The organism is Oscillospiraceae bacterium (assembly GCA_031265355.1).
Taxonomy (GTDB): Bacteria; Bacillota; Clostridia; order Oscillospirales; family UBA929; genus JAIRTA01.
Window position 1 is genome coordinate 23,943 of the sequence record JAISCT010000016.1, and the last position, 23,251, is coordinate 47,193.

Consider the following 23,251-nt stretch of genomic DNA (forward strand, 5'->3'; position numbering starts at 1 on the left):
CCCCTATCGGCGGGCTGCAAGCCGCGTTATAAACCGGCGGGTGCCGAGATTCCCCGGCACCCGCCCTCCCTTTGTACGGTTAATTCGCCAAAGCACTGACCGCATCTTCCGGGGTGATAGATTTAATAGAGATTTGTTGCGATAAATCCTCAAATTTCGTCTTGAAATCGGACGAGCCGAGATCGTTGATTGTCGTGCCGCTGATGGACGTAGCGCGAGAGAAAATGTCAATCAGCTGAAGCTGGACAGGGGTTTCGCTGCCGGTTTTGTACTGAGAGAAATCCTGCGCTGACATGCAGACATTGTTCTCCCAGGCAATTTTCGTCCAATTTTCCGGTTTGTAGATATAATTAAGAAGTTTCACGGCTTCGTCTTTCACGGGGCTTTTCGCTATCACAGAATGACCGCCGCCGTTCCAAGCCGCGATATCCGTAGAAACACCGACACCGCCGGATACGACAGGCATCGTAAAGGCACGAATATTGTCACGGATCTCCGGAGCGATTTCCTGATTGTTGGCCATGCTCATCTCCCAGCTGCCCATGTAAAACATGGCGGCTTGGCCGTTGATGAACAGATTCTGCGCCGTGCCATAATCCTGCTGTTCGAACCCGGGCTGGAACAGACCGGCATCGAAAGCGTCCTGCAGGAGGCGAGCCGCTTCGGCGTACGCCGGATTCGAAAAGTCGCCGCTGGATATGGCTTTCAGAGTTTCCGCCTGATAGGACGTCCCCGCGATTTTAACAAGCAAATCTGTTATAAATATAGAAATGGGCCACTTGTCATTGCCGTCCATCGCGACGGGTGATATTCCGGTCGCCGCGATTTTTGGGGCCAGCGCGAGCAGTTCATCATACGTGGCCGGAACCAACCAGTTGTTGTCGTTAAACAACTTTTGATTGTAATAGAACGCTATCATATCTGTGTTTCTTGGCAGGCCGTACAACTTGCCGTCTTTGGAGAATCCGGCGAGCGAGCCCTCGACAAAGCCATATCCGCTATAATCGTCGGGATTCAGCTCAGCAATCAGTCCGGCGTCAATATACCCGTCTAAGAAAGACGGCTGCCCCCAAACGCTGATAAGGTCAGGCAAACTCGTCCCCGAGGCATATGCCTTCATTTTGATTTTGTACGCTTCGTCGTCCAGCGCCTCCACCTGAATTTCGATGTTCTGATTTTCGGCCACATACTGGTCAAAAATCTTCTGCTCCACAAGCCCCTGCCCCGTTGTTCTGTCTGGCAAATTGCTGAACACCTTGATAACAGTCTTGCCGCCGTTCGTCTGCTGACCGTTCGGCGAACACGCCGTCACTCCGAAAACCATGACGGCTGCCAATAATGAAACAAGAACCTTTTTCATCAACAATGCCCCTTTCCACAATTATGAATGATAACAACTGCGCGGAAGATCCATCTTTGTCTATTATAGTACGATTTTCAGACAATTACATCATACTATTTTTGAAAAAAGTGGTCAATTCTACACGCACCACATAATTCTCCCCAAATTTCATGACACCGCAGAAGAAAAAATATAGCACCATGTAAAACAATCGCCTAATCTCAGTAGGGTTCGACAAGATCTGGATTTAAAGTATGGTATTTTATGGAAATTTTCAGATGGTTCGACCCCCAGAAGAATGACCCGGGTTTCTTTGCGGATTAAACGCCGCAACGCCTTTGGCGGCGTCACTCCCCTGCCAAACACAAGCTGAGAAGAGCCTGGCAGCGATAAACGCCGCCGCCAGCTAACCCGGCGGCGGCGTTTATCGCAGTTTTACGAAATGTTATTTCTCGTTAATCAGACAAAATGGTGAAGCTCTCCGCAAGTGGCGCATCGGTCTCACTGTCCCAGACATACGCGACGACTTTACTTCCGCTGTCGGGCTTGCGCAAAACATACTTCGCGTTAGACAGCCACGAACCGACAGTGGTGCTTTTGGGTACAAAGGGCTGTGGGCCACGGTCTTCTCCGCCGACAATCTCCGAATTGCCGCCAATGCCGCCGCCGACAAGGACCGAACCCTTGACGGTTATCTGATCGACCTTTGCCTCGGTCAGCCTTCCGCCGGTTTCGTATCCGCCGAGAATGGCATTCGCCTTCTGCTCGGCCTCACGCAAATTAAGCACACGCAGGCCAATGGTATCGCCATAGACGTCAGCGTCTCCGATAACAAGCGCATCGGCGGAAGGCAGCAGTTTCGACCAGTATTCATTGTCAGGGTGGAACTCGTTTGCCTCAAGAAACTTTGTCGGCCCAACGGGGCCACGATTGCTTGGACCCTCGCCATTGATGATGTGGGCGATCTCGCCTCTGTTTTGCGAGATTGAGAGTGTCCCGACTTGATGAATCTTGATGTTGGTGTTCTCTTCCGGCGCTATGAATCCTGTCCAAATCGTACGGAATTGGACCCCCATATTCTGTACGAACACGTCATAAGACACAAGACCCCAACCCTCGAAGTTCTTCACATCGTCGCCAATGCGGAACGCGGCATACCCTTGCTGTCTGTCGGCCAGCGGTCCGATGTAATCATACTTGGAATCCGCAAGCGACGTATCGCGCCAGGCGCCGGGTACGTCGTCGGTTTCCGGCGTGTCATACGGGCGCTCATTTTGCAGATAGAAGCACCGCCCGTCGTCGCCGTTCCAGAGGACGTCATATTTCTGGAAATGTTCAGAGTGCAACCCGTAAGTAATCACATGATCGCCGTTCACGACAAGACCGTTGTCCGTCTGATTAAGCGTCCATCCGACCTGGTCGCCGTGGTCGGCGCGCCATATCCAAGCGTGATCGAGAATCGTGTAGTCGGCGTTGATGACGATGCCGTTCTTTGCCTTGTAAGGTACGTTTGTCGGAAGACCGCCAATGCGCACGATGGCGTCGGAAAGCACAATTGGGCTCGCTTCCATCTCCGGCGTGGATGTGAAGCCGCCTTCACCGACTACAAGCAGCGCCTCGCTGGCATTGGCGAAGTCATTCCCGGAAGCGGGACCGGCATCGAACAGAAGGCCGGCAACACGTACGCCGGGCACGTCCGCGACTTTTACGCAGACATTTCCGCTCAGCGGACGGAGCGAAGCCTCGCCAATCCCGAGCAGCACGGCGTTTGGCTCGGTAACGCGGATTTCTTTGTCGAGTTTATATACGCCGGGGGTGAAGAAAATATTGCCGTTCTTCGTTTGCATACCGGCGATAATTTGATCGGCGTCCATAGCTTCGTTCGCTACGAAGAAGTCGCTCAGCGACCTGCTTTCGCCTGCGCCCATTCCTCCATTTTCCTTACCGGCGCCCCATGAGGGGCCGACAGCGTCTTTGCGGTACCCGGGTACAAACACCTTATAGTCGCCGGTGCCGCCGTTTGCGTCTACGTCAAAGTAGAGGAAGGGTTTCTCCGCTATGAGCGGTGTATGCTCCACATCAACGACAATCCATGAATAGGACTGGTTCCACTGGGTTCCGTCCAGGGTCGTGTTCCCTTGCATGACACCGTTCCAGATAAGGCCGTCCGTACCCGCCATCGCGTTGTTGCGGGTATAGAACTGCTGCTGTCCCTGATAGGATTGCCAGCCGCCTATATAACTGTCGGCAAGGTAACCGCCGCTTGCCGAACCGCCGAGCTGGAACGTGAGCGAACCCACCGTCTTAATTCTGCGAACAGGGGATGCCTGTGAAACGGCAAATACGTTTCCTCCGGCTGCGGTCTCCATGTTCTCAAACGTGCGCCAGAAATTCTGCGTGACGTTGCCGCCGCCATTGTAACTGCCGCCCTCCCAAGAGAATACCTGAACCGATTGCGCCTGCACGTCCGTCGGCAATTTGCCCAGCCCGGCAATATGCATGTAGAAGTTAAGATACATCCCCAAATACGTGAAGTCAGCCGTATGACCCTTGGCGGGCCTGAACAGGAGCGCAACACGGTCGTCGGTGAATTGGTTGTTGGCATCCGCGCCGGCCGGGGAATTCGCACCGATACCTCCCCCCCAGAAGAACGCTCTGGAATAGCTGTCGGCGACTGTTGACACTGTATTCTGAGCGTCATTCTCGGTGAAGATCTCGGTATTCGGGAACGCCGTAATTTCGAGCGAGGCCACGTCCGACGGCGGGCTGTCGATATAATCGCCGTTGCCGTTGTATGCGATTACCTTGTACCAATCCCATACATGGTCGGTTCCGAGACTGTACTGCGTCGCGTCGGTGGCGTAAACGAGCGTCGTGAATGTGGCGGGCGCGTACCTGCCGAGTCCGCGGTAGATCTTGTAGCCGGTTGCGTTCGGCACGGCGTCCCATGAGATAGCCGCGCCGTTGCCGTCGCCCGTTACTTTGACGTTCGCGGGGGCGGGCAAAGCGCTCTCGGCGTTAATGACGTTGAGTGTCACGGTTTTTACCGTTTGCGCAGCGTCGTTGAACGCAACCGCGATGCTGTGCGCGTCGCCGTTCGCCAAAGCCAAAGCGGAGAGCGCGGCGGCGTCAATGGTGACGGCGGGCGACTTGCCGCCGCTCAGCGTATAGGCGACAGGGCCGCCGTCGAGAAGCAGAGAGGCAATATCGGATGCCCTGAGCGAACCGAAGCCCAGCTTAACGCCGAAACTCACGCTCTCCGGGATCTTTTTGTTGAACGTCGCGATGGACGTACCCACACTCGGGGGTTCCCCTCCGGGGATGTTGGCGGCAATCAAAAGTCCGTCCGAATCATTGTTGGCGGTGTCCGTCACGATTTTGTACACGCTGACGTTGTCCACAGGCGCGTCGTCGGTAAACGCGTATACGCCGCCGTTTTCTCTGATGACAAGATTGCCGTCGTCCGTCAGCTCAATCCACTGTTCGCCGTCCTGTCTGAACACGCGGAATCCCGCGAAATAGTTCGGCGCAGGCCCTGTTGGGGCTTGCCACGTGAAAGTGACGTCCGCGGCGGTTTCACTGATGACCGCCCCGCCGACGGCGTCGCCAGGCGTATAGCTGTCCGGCGGAATGACAATGAAATTCGACGAGGCGGCTTGCGCCAAAGTGCGCGTCGTGCCGTCGGCGTTTACCGCCGCCCAGCCCGGGTTACTCCACGCGCCGTGAATCTTGGCCGTACCGTCGCCTTGCGGAACGATCGCCATGGCGGTGGCTTGGTTGATCGTTCCGGCCTGTTCCCAGGCGCCCCAAGAGTCCCCGTACATAGACATATTTCTCTGCGCCGGCGTGGGCGTAGTCAGCATAGATTGGATGCGGAACGGATACGTATTGGTATAGGCGGCCGCCACGTTACGGTCGATAGACCATTGCGCGTTCACGCTATCAGCCGAAATATACGTCACCGACAGCGCGCCTTGCGGATTCGCCTGCCAGGGATTGTTTTGCCTGACGCCGACAAGCGCCCCCGCGTCCGGCGAGAGAATCAGCCAGTTAGACGGGTGTACAATCTTGTCAAACACACTGAGACTGACAGCAAACGACGCCGTGCCGGCTTCCCGGTCAAATCTGACATGAATTGCGTGCTCGCCCTGCGTCAAACGGCTCAACGCGGCCGCTTTGACAGTGACCGTCTTGCCGGCCCAATCCACCGTGTAATCGCTGCCAGCGGCGAGACTCTCTCCCTCGTCAAGACTGACGGACGCGACACCCGTCGCGCCTTCCGGCGTGCCGAAGCCAGGGTCAAAGCCGATGATTTGATCTTTCGGGGCGGGGTATTTGAAAAATGTCAGTGCCGTCGTCTGAACTGTCGGCGGCAAGGTCGAAGGCATCGTGATGCTTCCGCTCGCGCCGACTACGCCGTTTTCACCTTTGTGCCAGTAATCCTCGGCGATAAACCTGTAGTAATAGGTAGTTCCATATATTTTTGACGACGGATCAACAAGCTGCGTAACATATCCGGTTTGCTGCGCCGCGCCGCTGAGATCCACGGCGACCGCGTCCGAAAACGCCGCGTCGGTGGCCCGCTGAAGAATCAGCTTCGATGAATATGTGGTGGGATTCGGCCACACGACCGTAACGGAGTTGCCGTCCGGTGTGGTAAGGGACGACGGAACCGGCGGAACCGGAACGTATCCCTGCGGCGGAATGATGATGAAGGCGTCGGGATTGCTGGCCGAGCGGCGAAGAATGTTCGCGTCGTTCACAGTCAATCCTTGCGCGTTGGCGTTCATCGGGTACACGATACCTCCGTTGCCTCCGCCGCGAATGATGACCGTATCGGCTGCGGAGCCGGGAATCGGATAGAATCCGTCGGCATCGCCGTTTGTTCCGCCTTCGACATAGACGGCGCCGTCATACATTTTAAACGCCAAGCCGGCGTTGTGTCCGTTGGCGGTTTCCGCGGTTGTCATACGGAACATGCCGGCGGCGGTCGGGATCGAACCGGAGTTGTAATTGGTAAGCGTCCATTGGGCGGCCGGGGCAGTCGGATCGTCCTGCGTAGCGACGATCCCACCGGGATTGGCGCCATACCCGGCGGCTGTGAGATGCTGCACATACGACTGGGCTTTCGGAGAATACAACAACCAGTGTGTATTGTTGTTTTCTGCAAGAGGTCCGACAGCCGCCACAGGCAACGACGGTAAAATCCCCAGCGCCATGACAAGGGTGACAAACAATGACAGTGCCCGTCTTTTGGTAATCATGAGTACCGCACTTCCTTTCTCCTCTCGATGCTAACCATTGTAGTCAACCTCCGAAAACGCCGCGTTCGGCATGGCGCCGGATCTTCTCTTGGCATATTTCACAAAAATCCCCGTGAGTGCACCCGACATTCGCCGCATTTTTTGTTCCATCTGCCAAAAAACCTCTCGATACTACCATCCGGCAGGAGGGGTTCGGAGGTTGCTTGTACATATTATAACATTCATCATGGGCGAATTCACCACATTATCTTATAAAATGGCCTGCAATATTATGATTTACAAAAAACAGGGCGCGGCCAAACCGGCCGGCGCCCCGTGCTGTGTACTCCCGTCAGTGTTCCTCGATCAGGCCGTAGCCGCCGTCGTTGCGCCTGTATACCACGGCGAAAACGCCCCCGTTTTCGAAGTTGCGAAACGCGAAAAACTCGTGGTTTAAGAGATTCATCTGGAGGATCGCCTCCTCCGGCGTCATCGGCTTGAGCGCGAATTTCTTCACGCGGATGATGTTGAACTCCTGCTCCTCGTCCACCACCGGGTCGGCCATGGCGGTGGGCACTTCGCGCTCAAACGCGCCTTGACGCAGCCGCTTTTCAAGTTTTGTCTTGAACTTGTGGATCTGCCGCTCGATGTAGGCCACGGCGCTGTCGATGGACGCGTACATATCGTTTGTGCACTCGGAGGCTCTGTACACCGTCCCGCTGTGGGAGACGGTGATCTCCACCTGGTGGCGGCTCCGTTCCACAGCAAACACCACACGCGCCTCGGCATCGTGCTTGAAGTAGCGGTCCAGCTTGGTCAGCTTCTTCTCGGCGTACTCACGCAGCGCATCGGACACTTCCACTTTTTTGTCGGTAAATTGCACTTTCAATTCGAACATCTCCTTCCAACCGGGATACGCCGCGGACCCGGGGGATCACCGGCGCCCAGCTCGGTTTTTCCACCCCCAGTATACCACATGCGGCGGGGTTTCGCCACCCTTTTCGTCACTGTGCCCGCCGGCCCAGAAGGAACACAGCCGCGGGGGCGGTCTCCAGCGACAGCAAAGGACCGCGCCAGACGACAATGTCCGCATCTAAACCTGGGCGCAGCCGGCCCACGCGGCGATCGAGCCGGGTGATGTCGGCGGCGGCGGCGGTGACGGCGCGCAGCGCCTCCTCCGCCGGCAGCCCCGCCTTGGCCGCGAGGCCCGCGCACAGCGGGAGGTACTCCGGGGGCACGACCGGCGCGTCGGTACACAGCGCGGCCGGGACGCCGGCCCGGTGCAGCGCGGCCGGCAGCGCAAACGACAGACTCCTGAGCTCCGGCTTCGAACGGTCGGTGAGCAGCGGCCCGGCGACGACGGGCACACGCTCCGCCGCCAGCAGGTCAGCCACCGAGGCCGCGTCCGTGCCGTGGATGATGACGGCGTCTAACGTAAACTCCCGCGCGATGCGCAGGGCCGTGAAGATGTCGTCGGCGCGGTGGGCGTGGATATGGGCCGGCATCGCGCCCGCGAGCACGGGCAGCAGGCTCTCCCATTTCATATCGTAGTCCGGCAGGTCGCCGCCGTGGCGCGCCGCTCTCTCTTTGCGCGCCCCGTAGGCACGGGCCTGAAACAGCGCCTCACGGATGAGCGCCGCCGTCCCCATACGCGTGAAGGGGGCGGCCTTCCGACCGGCGTACACGCGCTTCGGGTTCTCCCCCATCGCAAACTTCATGGCCGCGGGCGCGCGCAGGACCATGTCGTCCACACGGCGGCCGTCCGTCCTCAGCGCCGCCATCTGTCCGCCCACCGGGTTGGCGCTGCCCGGCCCGGTGACCACGGTGGTGACACCGGCGCGGCGCGCGTCGGCAAAACAGCGGTCCTGCGGGTTGACGGCGTCGAGTCCCCGCATATGCGGCGTGACGGGGTCGGAAGCCTCGTTTCCATCTTCGCCCATCTCGCCCACGGCGTCCTCGAAGACACCGATGTGACAGTGGGCGTCGATGAGACCGGGCGTCACCGCCGCGCCGGCGGCGTCCACGTCGTCCGGCCCCGCCGCTGGGCACGTCTCCGGGGGGCCCGCCGAATGGATACGCGCGCCCTCCGTGCGCACCCATCCCCCCGCCAAAACAGCGCCGTCCATCGTATGCAGCTCGGCATTGTAAATCAGCATCTCTCACACGTCCCCATAACAATCTCGCAAAAACCGCACCGCCGCGGTGGCGGCCATGACGCCGCCGCGGCATGGCGGGCGAAGCCCGCTATTGAAAATCCTTCCTATCTCTGCAAATACCGCGCCGCCGCGGTGGCGGCCATGGCGCCGCTACAGCATGGCGGGCGAAGCCCGCTATTAAAAATCCTCCCTATCCCTGCAAAAACCGCGCCGCCGCAGTGGCGGCCATGGCGCCGTCGGCACAGGCGGTTACGATTTGGTAGATGGGTTTTTGGCGCAGGTCGCCGGCCACAAATACGCCGGGGATCTGCGTGTGCCCGTCCTCGGGCGCCTCCACCCGCCCCTCCGCGTCCAACGGCAGCGAGCCGCGCAGCAGCGCGGTGTCCGGCACGACGCCCACCGCGACAAAGACGGCCGACACCGGCAGCGCCGCCGCCGCCTGTGTCTTCAGATCCCGTATCCGGAGCGCTTGCACGGCCTTGTCCCCCAAAATCTCCTCGGCCACGTGCTCAAGCCGGAGCGTCACATTCGGCAGCCGGCGCAGCACCTCTTCGAGGTGCCGGCCGCCGCGGAAGGCGTCGCGCCGATGCACCAGCGTCACCCGCCGGCAGACGCCGGCCAGATAGGCGGCGTCCTCCAGCGCCGTGTCGCCGCCGCCAACCACCGCCACATCCCGGTCCTTGAAGAAGGCGCCGTCGCAGACCGCGCAGTAGGAGACGCCCCGCCCGGTCAGCCGCTCCTCCCCGGGAATCGCCAGCTTGCGCCGCCGCGTACCCATTGCAAGGAGCAGCGCGCGGGCCGGGAGCTCCGACTCTGTCACCACAGTCAGCGCGCCCGGCTTCAGCCACAACGCCCGCACCTCTCCCGTCAGCACCTCGGCGCCCAACCCGCACGCATGGACCTCCATGCGCCGGGCAAGCTCTGCGCCGTCGATCGTCTCGAAGCCGGGGTAGTTGACAATGTCGGCCGTGGCGGTCATCTGCCCGCCCGCAAAACCCCGCTCCACCACGGCGACGGACAGGCCGGCGCGCGCGGCATAGATGGCGGCGGTCAGCCCCGCCGGGCCGCCGCCCACAATGATCAGATCTCTCACGCGCCTCTCACTCCTTGTGATGTCTTGGCCCGCCCCTTTGCAGGAAACGACAAAACTTCCAATTTACAAATTTAGGAAATTATGATACACTGTGAATAGCCGGTGCAGGGCGTCCTGTCTGGTGACGTTCGGCCCCGGCGGTTGCATGGCCGCCTGTCTTTATCCCATAACCCACTTGGCCGCCCTTTCGGGCGGCCGCTTCTTTTGGGGGGCGGGCATCACAGTACCCGGCGGGCCACCTCGTCGGCCAGCCGCGCCTCGAAGTCGTCCGGCGTCATGGCGCCGAGGTCGCCCTGGCGGCGGTCGCGCACCGACACCTGCCCGGCCTCGACCTCTTTGTCGCCCACAATCAGCATATAGGGTACTTTCTGCACCTGCGCCTCGCGAATCTTAAAGCCGATCTTCTCGTTGCGCTCGTCCAGTTCCGCGCGGTATCCGACTGCGCGGAACCTGTCATACAGCCCGCGCGCGTACTCATGCTGCCGCTCGGTGATGGGCAGGATGGCCACCTGCGTCGGCGCGATCCACAGCGGCAGCGCCCCCGCGTACTTTTCAATCAACAGCGCCAGCGTCCGCTCGTAGCAGCCGATGGAGGTGCGGTGCAGCACATAGGGATGCCGCTTCACGCCGTCTCGGTCGATATACTCCATGCCGAAACGCTCCGCGAGCTGAAAGTCTATCTGGACGGTGATCAGCGTGTCCTCCTTGCCGTGAACGTTGCGGATCTGGATGTCCAGCTTCGGGCCGTAAAACGCCGCCTCACCGTCGACCTCCTCGTAGACGAGCCCCATGTGGTTTAAGATGCCGCGCATGCGGTCCTGCACATCGTTCCACTGCTCGGACGAACCGATGTACTTCTCCCGGTTGTTCTCGTCCCACTTGGAGAAGCGGTAGGAGACGTCGTCGTCCAGCCCCACGGCTTTCAGCATGAAGGCGGCGAGGTCGAGACAATCTTTGAACTCCCCCTCGAGCTGTTCCGGCGTACAGGCGATGTGGCCCTCCGAGATCGTGAACTGCCGCACCCGGATAAGCCCGTGCATCTCACCGGAGGCCTCGTTGCGAAACAACGTCGAGGTCTCGTTCAGACGCATCGGCAAATCGCGGTACGATCGCGTGCGGGAGAGATAGACCATGAACTGAAACGGACAGGTCATCGGCCGCAGCGCAAAGACCTCGGCCTCCTCGTCGTCCTCCGGACCGATGACGAACATACCGTCCCGGTAGTGGTCCCAGTGGCCGGAGATCTTATAGAGCTCACGTTTCGCGAGCAGGGGCGTCTTGGTCAGCAGATAACCGCGCCGCTGCTCTTCATCCTCGACAAAACGCTGCAGCAACTGGATGACGCGCGCCCCCTTCGGCATAAGAATCGGCAGACCCTGCCCGATGTAATCGACAGTGGTAAAGAACTCAAGCTCGCGCCCAAGACGGTTGTGGTCCCGCTTTTTGGCCTCCTCCAGCGCCGTCAGATGGCGCTCCAGTTTCTCCTTGTCGTCAAAGGCCGTGCCGTAGATGCGGCAGAGCATCTTCCGGCTGCTGTCGCCCCGCCAGTAGGCTCCGGTCGCGGAGAGGAGTTTGAAGGCCTTCACCCGCCCGGTGTGGTCGACATGGGGGCCGGCGCACAGGTCGGTGAATTCTCCCTGTTTATAAAAGCGAATGGGCTCCTCCGGCGGCAGCTCACGGATCATCTCCTGTTTGTAGGGCTGGCTTGCCATGCACGCTAAGGCCTCGGCGCGCGGCAGCGTGAAGCTCTCGATGCGGTACCGCTCGCGGACGATACGCTTCATCTCTTTCTCCAGCGCCTCCAACTCCTCGGCGGTAAAAGGCTTTTCCACATCAAAATCGTAATAAAACCCCTGTTCGATGGAGGGGCCAATGGCAAGTTTCGCGTCCGGGTGCAGGCGGAGCACCGCCTGCGCCAAAATATGAGATGCGCTGTGCCGCAATGTGGACAGAGGAAATTCCGCCATAGCTGTCCCATCCCCCTTTCTAACGTGGGTTGCACCTGCAACCCACAACCCAAATTCTTGTTTTTTGTTGCCGCTTCGCGGCAACAAGGCACTCAAGATCGGCGCCGGTCCGCTCGCGCCGCGCCTCTGTTTGTATTATGGCACAGACTGCGGATAAAATCAATCGGGCGGCGAGGGCGCCGTTACATCGCCTGCCGGCCGTTGGCGCTCAGTTCCTCGAGGCGCTTCAATTCGGCCTCAATCAGCCCCTGCCCCGCCTCGGTGATGAGATAGATCTTCCGCCGGTCCGACTCGGCGATCAATTCAATCAGGTCGTCGGCCTGGAGCTTACTCAGGCTGTTGTACACCGTACCGGCTCCCAAACGGATACGCCCGTTTGTGATGCGCTCTACATGCCGCATGATTCCATAGCCGTGCTGCGGTTCGATCAGAGACAGCAAGATGTAGTACATCGTCTCCGTCATCGGCATATATATCTTCTTCGCTCTTTCCACCGTCATGGTCTTTCTTCCTCCAAATTCTATGTATGATTCAAGTGTCAGAAGCGCGTCTGCTGACACCTGAATCATGTATAATCGTGCTCTCGCGGCCTCTGCTTGCGGCGCGGGTCAGGGTTTGCGGACAGTCAGGCAGTGCCAGTCGCGCAGTGCGTGCGCCTCCTCCGAGACAAAGCCGGCGTTTTGGATCGCCGCGCGCACCTCCGCCAGCCGCGCTCCGACGACCCCCGAAACCACAAACAGGCCGCCGACGCGGAGCCACGCGGACGCAAGGGGGCACAGCGCTTTCACCACATCCGCCACGATGTTGGCCGTCACCAAGTCATAGGGCGGCGCGAGCGGCGCCGTCCCCGCCAGCGGGTCGCCGGTCGCGGCCCGAAACCGGGGCTCCGCTAAGCCGTTGCGCGCGGCGTTTTCGCGCGCTGTCTGCACCGCGTGGGGGTCGATGTCAATCGCGTCGGCCTGCGCGGCCCCCAGCAGAAGCGCGCAAATGGCCAAAATGCCGCTGCCGCAGCCGAGATCCAACAGACGCTCGCCGCCCCGCACCCGCCGCTCCAACGCCTCCAGACACAAAAACGTGGTCTCGTGTTCGCCCGTGCCGAAGCTCATGCCGGGGTTATTGAGGAACACCGCTCGGCCCTCCGGGCGGCTGACGGGCTCCCACGCCGGCTGGATCAGCAGGCGGCGGCCGACGGGCACGGGTTTATAAAATTGTTTCCAGCTCTCGGCCCAGTCGTCGTCGCACACGGTTTCCACCCGTACCGCCAAGGTGCCCAAGACCGCCCCGGGCGCGTCCGCCCGCAGCGCCTCCAGACCCGCGCGCACGCGCGCCAGCGCACGTCGCCCCGCCCCGTCCGCCGGCAGGTAGAATTCGATGCGGCAGACGCCCGCCAGGCGGCGGCACAGTGCGTCATCCACCAGTTCCCACGATCGGCGGTCCGACTCCAAAAAAGCGCGAAATTCAGCTTCGTCCTGAATCGCGAGGGTCTCGACCCCCAGCACGGACAGCCTGGCGCACACTGTGTCCACACCCTCGTGCGCCGTATCGACTTCCACCGACAGCCACTCCACAGGATCCCTCTTCCTCACAAAAAACCACGGCGGAACCCGTCGTGGTTTTTTGTCTCTTTCTTCTTTCTTCCATACACAAAACGAGATGCCGCAAAAGCATGTAATCGATCATAAGACGCGGGGCCAGGGCGCGCAAACCTCACGGCGCGGGGGTCTCGGACTGTCTCCGCTTTTTCTCTCCCCGGTAATAGAGGAGCCCCAACACCAGCAGGAACACGCCGACAAAGAACAGATCGGTGAGGTCAAAGCCTCCCGTGTAGGGCACATCCGGCTTGGCCGGCGGCCCCAACGGCGGCGACGTATCGGGGACGTCCTCGCCGGATCCGCCGTCGGGCACGCTCGGCGGTTCCAGCGGCGGCACATCGTCGGGCACGTCGTCACCCGGCTGCTCCGGCACCACGCGGTAGACCAGCGTAATGATGTTGGCGCCGCCACTTTGCAGCCGGATGCGCGGCGGGTATGGCCTGTATTCGATGAAAGCATACCCGTCGACGGCGTCGACAGCCGCATCGAAGGCATATTCAAACCAAGCGCCCACACTACGGGCTGCCAGCGTTCTGTCCGGCCTGATGGTACGACCCGATTCGTCCTGATAGCGGATGACGGGCGCGACGGTCGTAACGGTCGACGGCGCCCTTGTCGGCGTTGTCGACGACGAGGAGTCATCAACCAGCCGATAGACCAATATCAAGACATTGTCTGCCTCATTGGCGACCAGCGTACGGGTGGGCGTGTCCGTGAGCGGTGTAGAAGATGACTCCTCTTTTTTGTACCCCACATACTCGTAGCGATCTGAATCTTTCGTGATGTCCGCTATGGGGGTCTGCACCGTCCAGGTGTCTCCCACTTTCAGTGTCGAGGCCGCCGTCAGCACGATATCGTCCTCTTTCAGCTGCTCGCCATTCTCCGTCTGATACTTCAGCGTGTACCCCACCGGGGACGGCGGAGGCGGCGGAACCGTCTGCCTCGTTGCGTAGAGCCGCCACTCAAGCCGGCACGTGAGCCCCATGTAGTGGTTGTCGTGCGTGCAGTCCTGAAAGTCGCAGTTGTTTGGATGCCGGCCGGTGATCGGATTGATGTTGACGTTTTGAATCGGATCGCCGCCCGGCTGGGCGGGCGCGATCGCGTTGAGGGAACCGTCCCAGTAGAACCAATAGTGGACGTAGAGCACGTCCCCCGGCTGCACCGTGTTCAGCGACACGGTGCGGTCCCGCGACAGACTGCTCACCCAATCGAGCTCCGTCTGCCGCCGCTGGATCGGCGGCACGCCGGCCGGCAGCGCGGTCTCAAGCTCCCGCACCCTTTTGGCGGCGCCCTCACTTGTCCGGAAGTAATCGGCCTCCGCGTTCCCCGGCGTATCTAGGTAGGCCTTGTCAAACAGCTGGGTATAGACCCGGAAGGTGAACTTGTCCACCCCGCGGCGGTCTCCCTCGTCTGGGGACGAGGCGGAGAGGTACGGCGTCAGGATCACCGGCTGGCCCGCCACCTGCGCCGTGTTTTCGTAACGGAATGTGACCACAAAAGATTCACCCGGCTGGATGTCGTCCAGCCGCAGAGTATTTTTGCTGGCGTCGATCGCCTGGAAGACCATGATGTCCCCCAGGGTGGCGTCGGTATACTCCTCCGCCCTCATGTCGATGAGCGGCGCCTGGCTGCCCATCTGGTTCAGATCTGTAGGTGCGTACTGTTCTCTCGGTTCGGGGAGATCATATGCGCCCGCACCCACAGGAAGGCACAGGGCCAATGCCATGAGCACGCAGAGCGCCCATGCGATCCTTCTCGCATTCATTTTTCTCGTCCTTCCCACCCAGGAGGATATCTCTGCCAAACGATATCTCCCAAACAATTCCGGCGGTCGCCCGGCCCCGTCTGACGGGGCGCCTCTTACGCCACCAATCCTTAGTGTAATATTACCACAAGTCATCCCCTTTGTCCAGTGTTGGATCGATTAAATGCCAAAAAAATATATCATATCTAAATACGAATGGTATTTTTAGGTCAAAATGCTGTAAAGGGCCTCTCCCTTTGTCATTTTTACCGCCAGGTCTCGCTCATTTCGACTCGACCGAGCAAACCTTGACGGCTGCGCACAGGCATTGTTATAATGGAAAGCGTCCTATGAACCGTTCTTTGCACCGTTTTGAAGGAGATGCTGCCCCATGGACTCACAACCCCGGACGAGCCGACGCGCTCTGGCCGTCTTTTTCCTGATGCGCGCGATAAATGTTAAATATTGGATCTCCAGACAGGCGCGGTTCTACGAGAAGACCGCGCGGCCGGCCGCCGCGGGGGCAAGCTCCGCAGGGGCAGGTTTGAGGCCCACCTCCACCAAGATGCACGGCCTGCGCGCCGTGCGTCTGGACGTGAACGGTTTTCCACTCTACCGCCTGTCCGCCGGGACGGCGGGAGCGGACAAAGCCGTCTTTTTCATCCACGGCGGCGGGTTCATCATGCCCCCGCTCCTGCTGCACTGGCGCGCCGCCAGAACCGTGGCGCGGCGCACGGGCGCCGCCGTCTACTTCGTGCGCTACCCTTTGTTCCCCACGGCCGGCCTCGCGCAGATCTACGACCATGTGACGGCCGCTTTTGAGGCGGCGCGCCGGGATTTCGGCGGCCGGCTGTGGGCCGCTCTGGGCGACAGCGCCGGCGCGACCTTGGTCCTCGCCCTCGCCGCCCGCCTTGCGCCCGACGTCCAGCCGGCACATTTCATCGCCCTGTCGCCCTGCGCGGACCTCTCGTTTACAAACCCGGACGCCGAGGCGCGGCGCGACCTGGACCCTCTCCTGCCGTGGGATGAGATGAAGGCCACGGCGCAGCGGATGCTGCTTCCGGTGAAGCTCGACGACGTCAGCCCCCTGCTTTTCTCCTACGAAAATCTCCGGCGCTCCGGCGCGCGTCTCACGATCTTCATCGGCGGACGGGACATCCTCTACCCCGACACAGAGCGGCTGCACCGCCGCCTCCTGGCGGAGGGTCTCGCGCACGACTACCGATACCATGAAGATATGATCCATGTGTGGCCCTATGTGTCGCCGATCCCGGAGAGCCAGGCGGACATGCGGCGCATCCTCCGGCTGCTCCGCGGCGACGGCGCGGAGCAGCCCGGGGGCGGCAGACCGCACGCAGACGGGGGAGGCGCTTGAAAAACGCGATCCCGCTCTGCGGCGCGACACAGCCCGCATCGGGATCTTTTCACACCGCTTTTACACCGCGAGGGAGGCAGAGCACTGCTGGAACCGCCCGAGGAGCGCCTCCAGCGTGAGGCGGTCCATCACACGGTCGACGGCGTCGCGGATGTCCTCAACGACCCCGACGAGCACGCAGCTCTCCAGATGACCGCAGTGGGCGTCCGCCCGGCCGCAGGCCGCCGTCGGGAACACCTTCTCCGTCAGCCGCAGCACGTCACCCACCGTGATGCCGCCGGGGTGCCGGGCCAGACGGTACCCGCCCCGCACGCCCCGCAGGCTGTCCACCAATCCAGCCTTGATGAAACAGGAGACGATCTGTTCCAGATATTTTTCCGGCAGAGACTCCCGCTCCGCCACTTCCCGCAGGGAGATAACACCCTGTTCGTACTCCGCGGCCAGCACCAACATGAAGCGCAAGCCGTAGCGTCCCCGTGTGGAAATACGCATAACCCTTCCTCCTGACAACGATTTTTTGTATCTTCTTCTTTATACTCTCTTCCGCGCCCTCGGTGCGCCCCAATGCCTTCGGGGCGCGGACGGCCGCTCTGACGGCCCTCTCCGGCCGTACCCGCGGCCAGATACTATACCCTTATATGAAAACCGACCGTTTGTCAAGGCTTCTCCAAAAAATTCCGAGTTTATTTTGTGAAAAATTCTCCCGCTCCCAAAACGAGCTTTCACACAGAGGCAGGGGCTCTTGACAAAGAAACAGCCCCGTATTATACTATAGCGTGGGTTGCACCTGCAACCCACAACCCAAATTCTTCTTTTTTGTTGCCGCTTCGCGGCAACAAGGTACTAAGGCGTATCCGCAAGTGATTGTTTGACAGTTCTTTACGGTGGCGCCACGGGGGTTCGACCGCCCGCCCTTAACGAGACCGTTGAGGGCGGGCGCTTTTGCTGCCCGCCGGTGCGGGCGCGCATATGGCCGCGATGGGAGAGGAACCGATGGAAAGACGACTGCTGATGGGCAATGAGGCGATTGCTCTGGGGGCCGTGCGCGCGGGGGTCGCCTGTGTGACGGGTTATCCGGGCACGCCCTCCACCGAGATTTTGGAGACTGTGGCGCGACAGAAGGACGAGCGGATTTATGTGGAGTGGTCTGTCAACGAGAAGTCCGCTTTGGAGGTGGCCGCGGGCGCCGCCTGCGCGGGCGCGCGGGCGATGGTCACGATGAAGCAGGTGGGCTTGAACGTCGCCGCCGATCCGCTCATGAGCCTGAACTACGTGGGGGTCCGGGGGGCTCTCGTCGTTGTCGTCGCGGACGACCCGGGGCCGATTTCGTCGCAGACGGAGCAGGACACCCGGCACTTCGGCCTCTTTGCCAAACTCGCGGTGTTTGACCCTTCCACACCGGAGGAAGCCTATCTGATGGCGGCGGACGCATTCGCCTGCTCCGAGGCCCAGGGCCGGCCGGTGCTGCTACGTCCGACCACGCGCGTCTGCCACAGCTACGCCTCCGTGACGCTGCTGGACGAATTGCCCCGCCGCGCGCCGGCGGGGTTTCATAAGGACGGCGGCCGGTGGGTGATCTTTCCTCGCCTCTCGTACCAGAACCATCTCAAAATCGAATCGGAGCTGCGCGCCCTGCGCGACACATTCTCCGCCTATCCGCACAACCTCCTCACGGGCCGCGGCCGTCTGGGCATCGCGGCGGGGGGCGTCAGCTATCTCTATGTCCGCGAGGCGCTGGCGGACATAGAGGCCGACTGCAAATTGCTGAAGGTCTCCACCGTCCCCTTCCCGGAGACACTGGGGCTGTCGTTTCTCAAGGGCCTCGACGAGGTGCTGGTGGCGGAGGAACTGGACCCCGTCATCGAAGACGCGCTTTTGCATCTCTGCGGACGGCACGGCCTGCGCGCGGCGATCCACGGCAAGGGCACCGGCGACATGCCAAACGCCGGAGAAAACACCGTCGCCGGTGTGCGTCTCGCCGTGCGGCGCTTTTTGAATCTCCCCGCCCCCGGGGACGACGGGACGGAGGAGGCGGACGGAGAGACGCCATCGCCGCCCGCCCGCCGGTGCTCTGCGCGGGCTGTCCGCACCGGGGCGCCTTCTTCGCGGTGAAGGAGGCGGTCGGGCGCCGGAAGGCCGTCTATTCCGGAGACATCGGCTGCTACACCCTCGGCAACGCCCCGCCGCTCGACATGGTGGACACCTGCCTGTGCATGGGGGCGGGGCTCACGATGGCCCAGGGCCTGGGCCGTGTGGAGCCGGACACCCTGCACTTTGCGTTCATCGGAGATTCCACATTTTTCCATACTGGCCTGCCGGGTCTCGTGAACGCCGTTTACAACGGGGCGGATGTGATCCTCTGTATCCTCGACAACGGCACGACCGCGATGACCGGCCACCAGCCCCATCCGGGCATTGGCCGGACGGCCTCGGGCGCGGCGGCGCCGAAGATCGACATCCACGCCCTGGTCTCCGCCCTCGGCGTCTCGGCGCTCACGCGCGTGGACGCCTTTGATCTGGCCGCCGCCAAGCGGGCGGTGACAGAGATGCTGGACACGCGGGGCGTGCGCGTTCTCCTCTTCGAGGGTCCGTGCATCGCCGTGGACCGGGGCGGTGCGCCCTGCGCGGTAGACGACGGCGCCTGCACAGGCTGCGGACGCTGCCTGCGGCAGCTCGGCTGCCCAGCACTGGCTTGGGCGCCGGAGGGGCGCCGGGCGCGGATCGATCCTGTCCTTTGCACCGGGTGCCGCCTCTGCGCGTCGCTCTGTCCGGCGTCCGCGATCGGAGGGGGTGACCGCCCGTGCTGAACCTCATCATCACAGGCGTGGGCGGCCAGGGGACCGTGTTGCTGTCCAGGCTGATCGGGCAGGCGGCCCTGGACAAGGGCTTCGACATCCGCGGCAGCGAGACCATCGGCATGGCGCAGCGCGGTGGCAGCGTGGTGAGTCATGTTCGCATCGGCACGGACATCCATGCGCCGCTGATCCCCCCGAAGGGCGCCGGACTCATCATCGCTTTCGAGCCGGGAGAGGCGATGCGCACGCTTCCGTTCCTGGCGGCGGACGGCGCGATGGTGGTCTTCGACCGGCCGGTGAACGCCGTGACCGCTGCGCTGGGCGGCGGCCTCTACGACACGGCGGCCATGCACACACACCTGCGCGCGCGGGTGAAGCGGCTGACGGTTGTGGACGGCGACCGTGCGCTGGCGGCGTGCGGCGGCGCGAAGGCAATCAATGTGGCGCTGCTCGGCGTGGCGGCGGCCGGCGGCCTGCTCCCATTTGACCTCGCAGACGCCGAGCAGGCGCTTCGGGCGCGGATTCCGGCGCGGCTGCTCGCGATGAATCTCCGCGCTCTGGACTTTGGCGCGGCGCTGGCGGCCGAGGCACAGCGAGGACACACAGGCGCAAACGCTCCATAAGGCGAGAGACCTATCACGAGAGATCCATACGATGAGAGAAAGACTGACAAGAGGGGGAAGTACCAATGGACATGACGCCGGAGATGCTGGCCAGGATCCGCGCCTCACTCGCGCACGCTCTGGAGGGGGACTTTTACCAGACCCGCTTCCGAGACATCGCCCCGGAGGACATCCGCACCCGGGCGGACTTTGAGAAGCTCCCGTTCACGGAGAAGGAGGATCTGCGGGCGGCCTATCCGCTTGGCCTGCTGGCGGTGCCGGAGGAGGAGATTGTCCGCATCCACTCCTCCTCCGGCACCACGGGCACGCCCGTCATCATCCCTTACACGCAAAAGGACGTGGACGACTGGGCCGTCATGTTCCGGCGCTGTTATGAGACCGCGGGCATCACAAACAGAGACCGCATCCACATCACCCCGGGGTACGGGCTGTGGACCGCTGGCATCGGCTTCCAGCTCGGCGCGGAACTGCTGGGCGCGATGACGATTCCGATGGGCCCCGGCAACACGGACAAGCAGATCCAGATGATGATGGATCTGAAATCCACCGTGCTTGGCGCGACATCCTCCTATGCGCTGCTGATCGCCGAAGAGATCGAGCGGCGCGGCGTGCGGGATCGGATCCATTTGAAAAAAGGCGTCATCGGATCGGAACGCTGGGGCGAAAAGATGCGCCGGCGCATCGCGAGCGAGCTGGGCGTCGAACTCTACGACATCTACGGCCTCACCGAAATCTATGGGCCCGGCATCGGGATGAGCTGCCGGCACGAATGCGGTATGCACATGTGGACCGACTTCTTGTACTACGAGATCATCGACCCGAAGACCGGTCTGACGGTGCCGGATGGTGAGATTGGGGAGATCGTGATCACGACGCTCCAAAAAGAGGGCGCGCCGCTGATCCGTTACCGCACCCACGACCTGACCCGGGATCTGCCCGGCCCGTGCGCCTGCGGTCTCGATTTTCCGCGGATCGACACGCTGATCGGGCGCTCGGACGACATGGTCAAAGTGAAGGGCGCGCTGATCTACCCCAGTACGGTGGACATGCTGCTGGCCCAGGTAGACGGCGTCAGCAGCGAGTACCAGATCATGATCGACCATTTGAACGGCAAGGACATCTTAACGCTGTTTTTCGAGACCCCGCTGGAAAACCGGGACGCCCGCAAGGCGCTGGAAAAGGCCGTGGAGACCGACTTTAAGAAGGTGATCGGCATCGTCCCCAAGGCCAAAGCCGTCGGCCTGGGCGAACTCCCCCGCAGCGAGAAGAAATCCACCCGTATCTTTGACAACCGCTATTGAGGGTTCTTTGTATCTGTCTTGCCAAGCCGCGGTAAGCGGATATAAAACCGATGCCGGAGGTCTGGCGGTTCAGATCTCCGGCATCGGTTTTATACGGTTATAATCACCTTTTGTGATCAAAAGGGTGCAGTTCATTGCTAATATCTTCATCAATTCTTTCGTATATTTGTCCCGCAAGAAAAGCTGTAATAATCATCTCCAGGCTTTGTCTGTCATGGGAACGATACACGAGATAATATAGTAGGCAGTTTGCAAAAGAATTCAACCCCTTATTTTCTCTCTCCAGTATGTGCGTCTTGCGGATTCGCACACTTAAATAGTCCAAAATATACTGCAATACAAAACGTTCATTTAGCGTCGTCAACTCTTTGCCTTGTTTCTCTTCGCCGCCGCAAATTTGGATTGGTTTGCGATGCAACAACCAATACGCTGTATAAGCAATAATCTTTTGACTATTCACCTTGTTAATCCGATGAAAATCTTTGAGACGCTTAATATCTTGAAAATAGTCTATTAGTGCATCCGACAACAAAAATTTATTGACTACAGCAACATCAAGCAATCCACTATCGGCAATAAATTTTGTCATTTCTTCATATAAAGTCTCGCCTCTTGTGATAATTTTATCTCTGCCGAACTCCTCAATCAAATCGCCGCATTTGACATAATCAAATGTAATATCTTTCAAATGTTTCACCTACTTTTTTTAAAGCAGCAACAATCGAGGGCGTCGAAAAATCTCTTGAAGTTTGTAATTGCCGTCTGTCATCAAATTCTTCACCGTGATTGCCCGTTTTCAAAGTCGAAAAATAGCCCAGATCAATCAAATCGACATAATCCTCTCCGCGAAAACAGTCTTTATGGCTACGAAAAGATAACAACTTGGTATCAATTTTCTTCTCAATTTCATGTGGCATATCAGAAGGAATCACTTTTCGGCCTTTGAGGCTGCCAAAATTTTTCTTTGAGTATACAGCAAAAACCACTACGGCGGCCAATGAGACTGCAATCAGCGCAACCAACAAGACTATTGAAAATTCATTCACAACGACTTCTCCGTTTCCTTATTAAGTTTCCTTATTAAGTTTCCTTATTAAAAATGCAAGAGTACCCATCACAACAGCAACACCTAATGCGCAACAATCGAACACAAGATTGTCCTGCGGACGGCTGAGTTCCGGATGTTCGATTGCAGGGATAGACAACGCACAATAAAGCAACGCTCCGATGACGGCAAGCACAATAAGAAAAGGCCCCAAAACTGTGGATGCATTATTCTTTTTCTCGGCAGAAAAAAGCTCAAAAGCCGCTGCTATAATGACCGTGACACAAACAACAATGATTTCAGTATCCCCCAAAAATTCTACTACAATGCCTTCAGATTGAATGCCAGAACGAATTTTCACAATAGGAACAACAATCAGCTGCGCAACCGACAAAATCAAAGCAAAATACCAAAGCATCAAGGGCGCCAGAATGCCGCCACGATTGCTGCGACCCATCGAGCCATCTGGTTGTGCGTCGTGTGGAGCAGACGTATCCTGGGCATATCGCGGCGAAACTAAAATCTCATTCGTATTTGACATAACCCCACCTATTTTTCGTCATCGTCATCAACAAATTTGATGGTTTGGTAATGTTCTTCATCTACCACATAAAGCAACTTCTTCAATGCCTTCATACTCTTTTTACCAAGTGCCTTCGAAAAAGTTATTTTGAATTTGCCACTGTCAACAACTCTTTTCCAGGGTTCTGCATCAATTTCAAAAAGAGGTCTTAGTTTAGCGGCATTTATATTCTTATGAGAATCAAAGTGTCGATAGTCTTCAACCAAGGGTTTCACGAATTTAACAATTTCTTCTACGGTTGAAAATGTTTTTTTAGACATATTTTTCTATTCTCCTAACCCGGCGTAGCCGGAACCAAAAAGATGTGATATACTGTCAGTAGCAAGGGAAAAGTGGATAAGTGAGGATGAGGGAACATGTTGAACTTGACCGAACGATACGCTTCAAAGATT

Annotated in this window: 17 protein-coding genes and 1 pseudogene; 4 read left to right on the plus strand and 14 right to left on the minus strand. The window is 59.7% G+C overall.

What is annotated here, in order from left to right; genetic code table 11:
- Positions 1-79: 79 nt before the first annotated feature.
- The 9 genes from LBK75_02080 to LBK75_02120 all read right to left on the minus strand — a co-directional run bounded on the left by LBK75_02080 (position 80) and on the right by LBK75_02120 (position 15,158).
- Positions 80-1,360, minus strand: coding sequence for an extracellular solute-binding protein (locus tag LBK75_02080; protein ID MDR1157085.1), 1,281 nt, complete (start codon positions 1,358-1,360; stop codon positions 80-82).
- Positions 1,361-1,797: 437 nt separating this feature from the next.
- Entirely contained in the window at positions 1,798-6,606 is a 4,809-nt protein-coding gene (locus tag LBK75_02085) for a hypothetical protein (protein ID MDR1157086.1), read from the minus strand.
- A 331-nt stretch (positions 6,607-6,937) separates the two neighbouring features.
- Positions 6,938-7,474, minus strand: a complete 537-nt coding sequence (raiA, locus tag LBK75_02090) for a ribosome-associated translation inhibitor RaiA (GenBank protein MDR1157087.1) — start codon at positions 7,472-7,474, stop codon at positions 6,938-6,940.
- Positions 7,475-7,589: 115 nt separating this feature from the next.
- Entirely contained in the window at positions 7,590-8,741 is a 1,152-nt protein-coding gene (locus tag LBK75_02095) for an amidohydrolase family protein (GenBank protein ID MDR1157088.1), read from the minus strand.
- 190 nt (positions 8,742-8,931) lie between these two features.
- On the minus strand, positions 8,932-9,834 hold the full coding sequence (locus tag LBK75_02100; protein ID MDR1157089.1) for an FAD-dependent oxidoreductase: 903 nt from the start codon (positions 9,832-9,834) through the stop codon (positions 8,932-8,934).
- 218 nt (positions 9,835-10,052) lie between these two features.
- Positions 10,053-11,801: a threonine--tRNA ligase gene (thrS, locus tag LBK75_02105; GenBank protein MDR1157090.1), complete on the minus strand. Its 1,749-nt coding sequence runs from the start codon at positions 11,799-11,801 to the stop codon at positions 10,053-10,055.
- Positions 11,802-11,983: 182 nt separating this feature from the next.
- The gene (locus LBK75_02110; protein ID MDR1157091.1) at positions 11,984-12,301 is read right to left on the minus strand and encodes a PadR family transcriptional regulator; all 318 of its coding nucleotides are present in this window, start codon (positions 12,299-12,301) and stop codon (positions 11,984-11,986) included.
- A gap of 108 nt (positions 12,302-12,409) precedes the next feature.
- Positions 12,410-13,369, minus strand: a complete 960-nt coding sequence (prmA, locus tag LBK75_02115; protein MDR1157092.1) for a 50S ribosomal protein L11 methyltransferase — start codon at positions 13,367-13,369, stop codon at positions 12,410-12,412.
- Between the two features lie 139 nt (positions 13,370-13,508).
- Positions 13,509-15,158, minus strand: a complete 1,650-nt coding sequence (locus LBK75_02120) for a MucBP domain-containing protein (protein MDR1157093.1) — start codon at positions 15,156-15,158, stop codon at positions 13,509-13,511.
- Between the two features lie 370 nt (positions 15,159-15,528).
- On the opposite strand from LBK75_02120, the gene LBK75_02125 reads away from it, so the two are divergent.
- Positions 15,529-16,512, plus strand: a complete 984-nt coding sequence (locus LBK75_02125; GenBank protein ID MDR1157094.1) for an alpha/beta hydrolase — start codon at positions 15,529-15,531, stop codon at positions 16,510-16,512.
- A gap of 60 nt (positions 16,513-16,572) precedes the next feature.
- On the opposite strand, the gene LBK75_02130 is transcribed toward LBK75_02125, so the two are convergent.
- Positions 16,573-17,004, minus strand: a complete 432-nt coding sequence (locus tag LBK75_02130; GenBank protein MDR1157095.1) for an Rrf2 family transcriptional regulator — start codon at positions 17,002-17,004, stop codon at positions 16,573-16,575.
- A gap of 501 nt (positions 17,005-17,505) precedes the next feature.
- On the opposite strand from LBK75_02130, the pseudogene iorA reads away from it, so the two are divergent.
- The 3 genes and pseudogenes from iorA to LBK75_02145 all read left to right on the plus strand — a co-directional run bounded on the left by iorA (position 17,506) and on the right by LBK75_02145 (position 21,231).
- Positions 17,506-19,319, plus strand: a pseudogene (gene iorA / locus LBK75_02135) (indolepyruvate ferredoxin oxidoreductase subunit alpha).
- On the plus strand, positions 19,316-19,930 hold the full coding sequence (locus LBK75_02140) for an indolepyruvate oxidoreductase subunit beta (GenBank protein ID MDR1157096.1): 615 nt from the start codon (positions 19,316-19,318) through the stop codon (positions 19,928-19,930). The pseudogene iorA and the gene LBK75_02140 overlap by 4 nt, the downstream one beginning before the upstream one ends.
- Before the next feature lie 71 nt (positions 19,931-20,001).
- Positions 20,002-21,231 (plus strand): phenylacetate--CoA ligase, encoded by a 1,230-nt coding sequence (locus LBK75_02145; protein ID MDR1157097.1) that lies wholly within the window; start codon positions 20,002-20,004, stop codon positions 21,229-21,231.
- A 103-nt stretch (positions 21,232-21,334) separates the two neighbouring features.
- Here the strand turns inward: LBK75_02145 and LBK75_02150 are convergent, their stop codons facing one another.
- From LBK75_02150 to LBK75_02165, 4 genes are read right to left on the minus strand one after another with little or no spacing between them, the layout of a single operon-like run.
- Positions 21,335-21,919, minus strand: coding sequence for a hypothetical protein (locus LBK75_02150; protein MDR1157098.1), 585 nt, complete (start codon positions 21,917-21,919; stop codon positions 21,335-21,337).
- Positions 21,900-22,277 (minus strand): hypothetical protein, encoded by a 378-nt coding sequence (locus LBK75_02155; protein ID MDR1157099.1) that lies wholly within the window; start codon positions 22,275-22,277, stop codon positions 21,900-21,902. Before LBK75_02155 ends, LBK75_02150 begins: the two co-directional genes overlap by 20 nt.
- Before the next feature lie 21 nt (positions 22,278-22,298).
- The gene (locus LBK75_02160) at positions 22,299-22,817 is read right to left on the minus strand and encodes a hypothetical protein (GenBank protein MDR1157100.1); all 519 of its coding nucleotides are present in this window, start codon (positions 22,815-22,817) and stop codon (positions 22,299-22,301) included.
- Positions 22,818-22,825: 8 nt separating this feature from the next.
- Positions 22,826-23,119 carry a hypothetical protein gene (locus LBK75_02165; protein ID MDR1157101.1) on the minus strand — a complete coding sequence of 98 codons (294 nt, stop codon included), beginning with the start codon at positions 23,117-23,119 and terminating at the stop codon, positions 22,826-22,828.
- Positions 23,120-23,251 lie beyond the last annotated feature (132 nt).

Bases quoted from the DNA above. Each gene is read 5' to 3' on its own strand.
- LBK75_02080 (MDR1157085.1), bottom strand. From the start codon at position 1,360: ATGAAAAAGGTTCTTGTTTCATTATTGGCAGCCGTCATGGTTTTCGGA.
- LBK75_02085 (MDR1157086.1), bottom strand. From the start codon at position 6,606: ATGATTACCAAAAGACGGGCACTGTCATTGTTTGTCACCCTTGTCATG.
- LBK75_02095 (MDR1157088.1), bottom strand. From the start codon at position 8,741: ATGCTGATTTACAATGCCGAGCTGCATACGATGGACGGCGCTGTTTTG.
- thrS (MDR1157090.1), bottom strand. From the start codon at position 11,801: ATGGCGGAATTTCCTCTGTCCACATTGCGGCACAGCGCATCTCATATT.
- LBK75_02110 (MDR1157091.1), bottom strand. From the start codon at position 12,301: ATGACGGTGGAAAGAGCGAAGAAGATATATATGCCGATGACGGAGACG.
- LBK75_02120 (MDR1157093.1), bottom strand. From the start codon at position 15,158: ATGAATGCGAGAAGGATCGCATGGGCGCTCTGCGTGCTCATGGCATTG.
- LBK75_02125 (MDR1157094.1), top strand. From the start codon at position 15,529: ATGGACTCACAACCCCGGACGAGCCGACGCGCTCTGGCCGTCTTTTTC.
- LBK75_02130 (MDR1157095.1), bottom strand. From the start codon at position 17,004: ATGCGTATTTCCACACGGGGACGCTACGGCTTGCGCTTCATGTTGGTG.
- LBK75_02145 (MDR1157097.1), top strand. From the start codon at position 20,002: ATGACGCCGGAGATGCTGGCCAGGATCCGCGCCTCACTCGCGCACGCT.
- LBK75_02160 (MDR1157100.1), bottom strand. From the start codon at position 22,817: ATGTCAAATACGAATGAGATTTTAGTTTCGCCGCGATATGCCCAGGAT.
- LBK75_02165 (MDR1157101.1), bottom strand. From the start codon at position 23,119: ATGTCTAAAAAAACATTTTCAACCGTAGAAGAAATTGTTAAATTCGTG.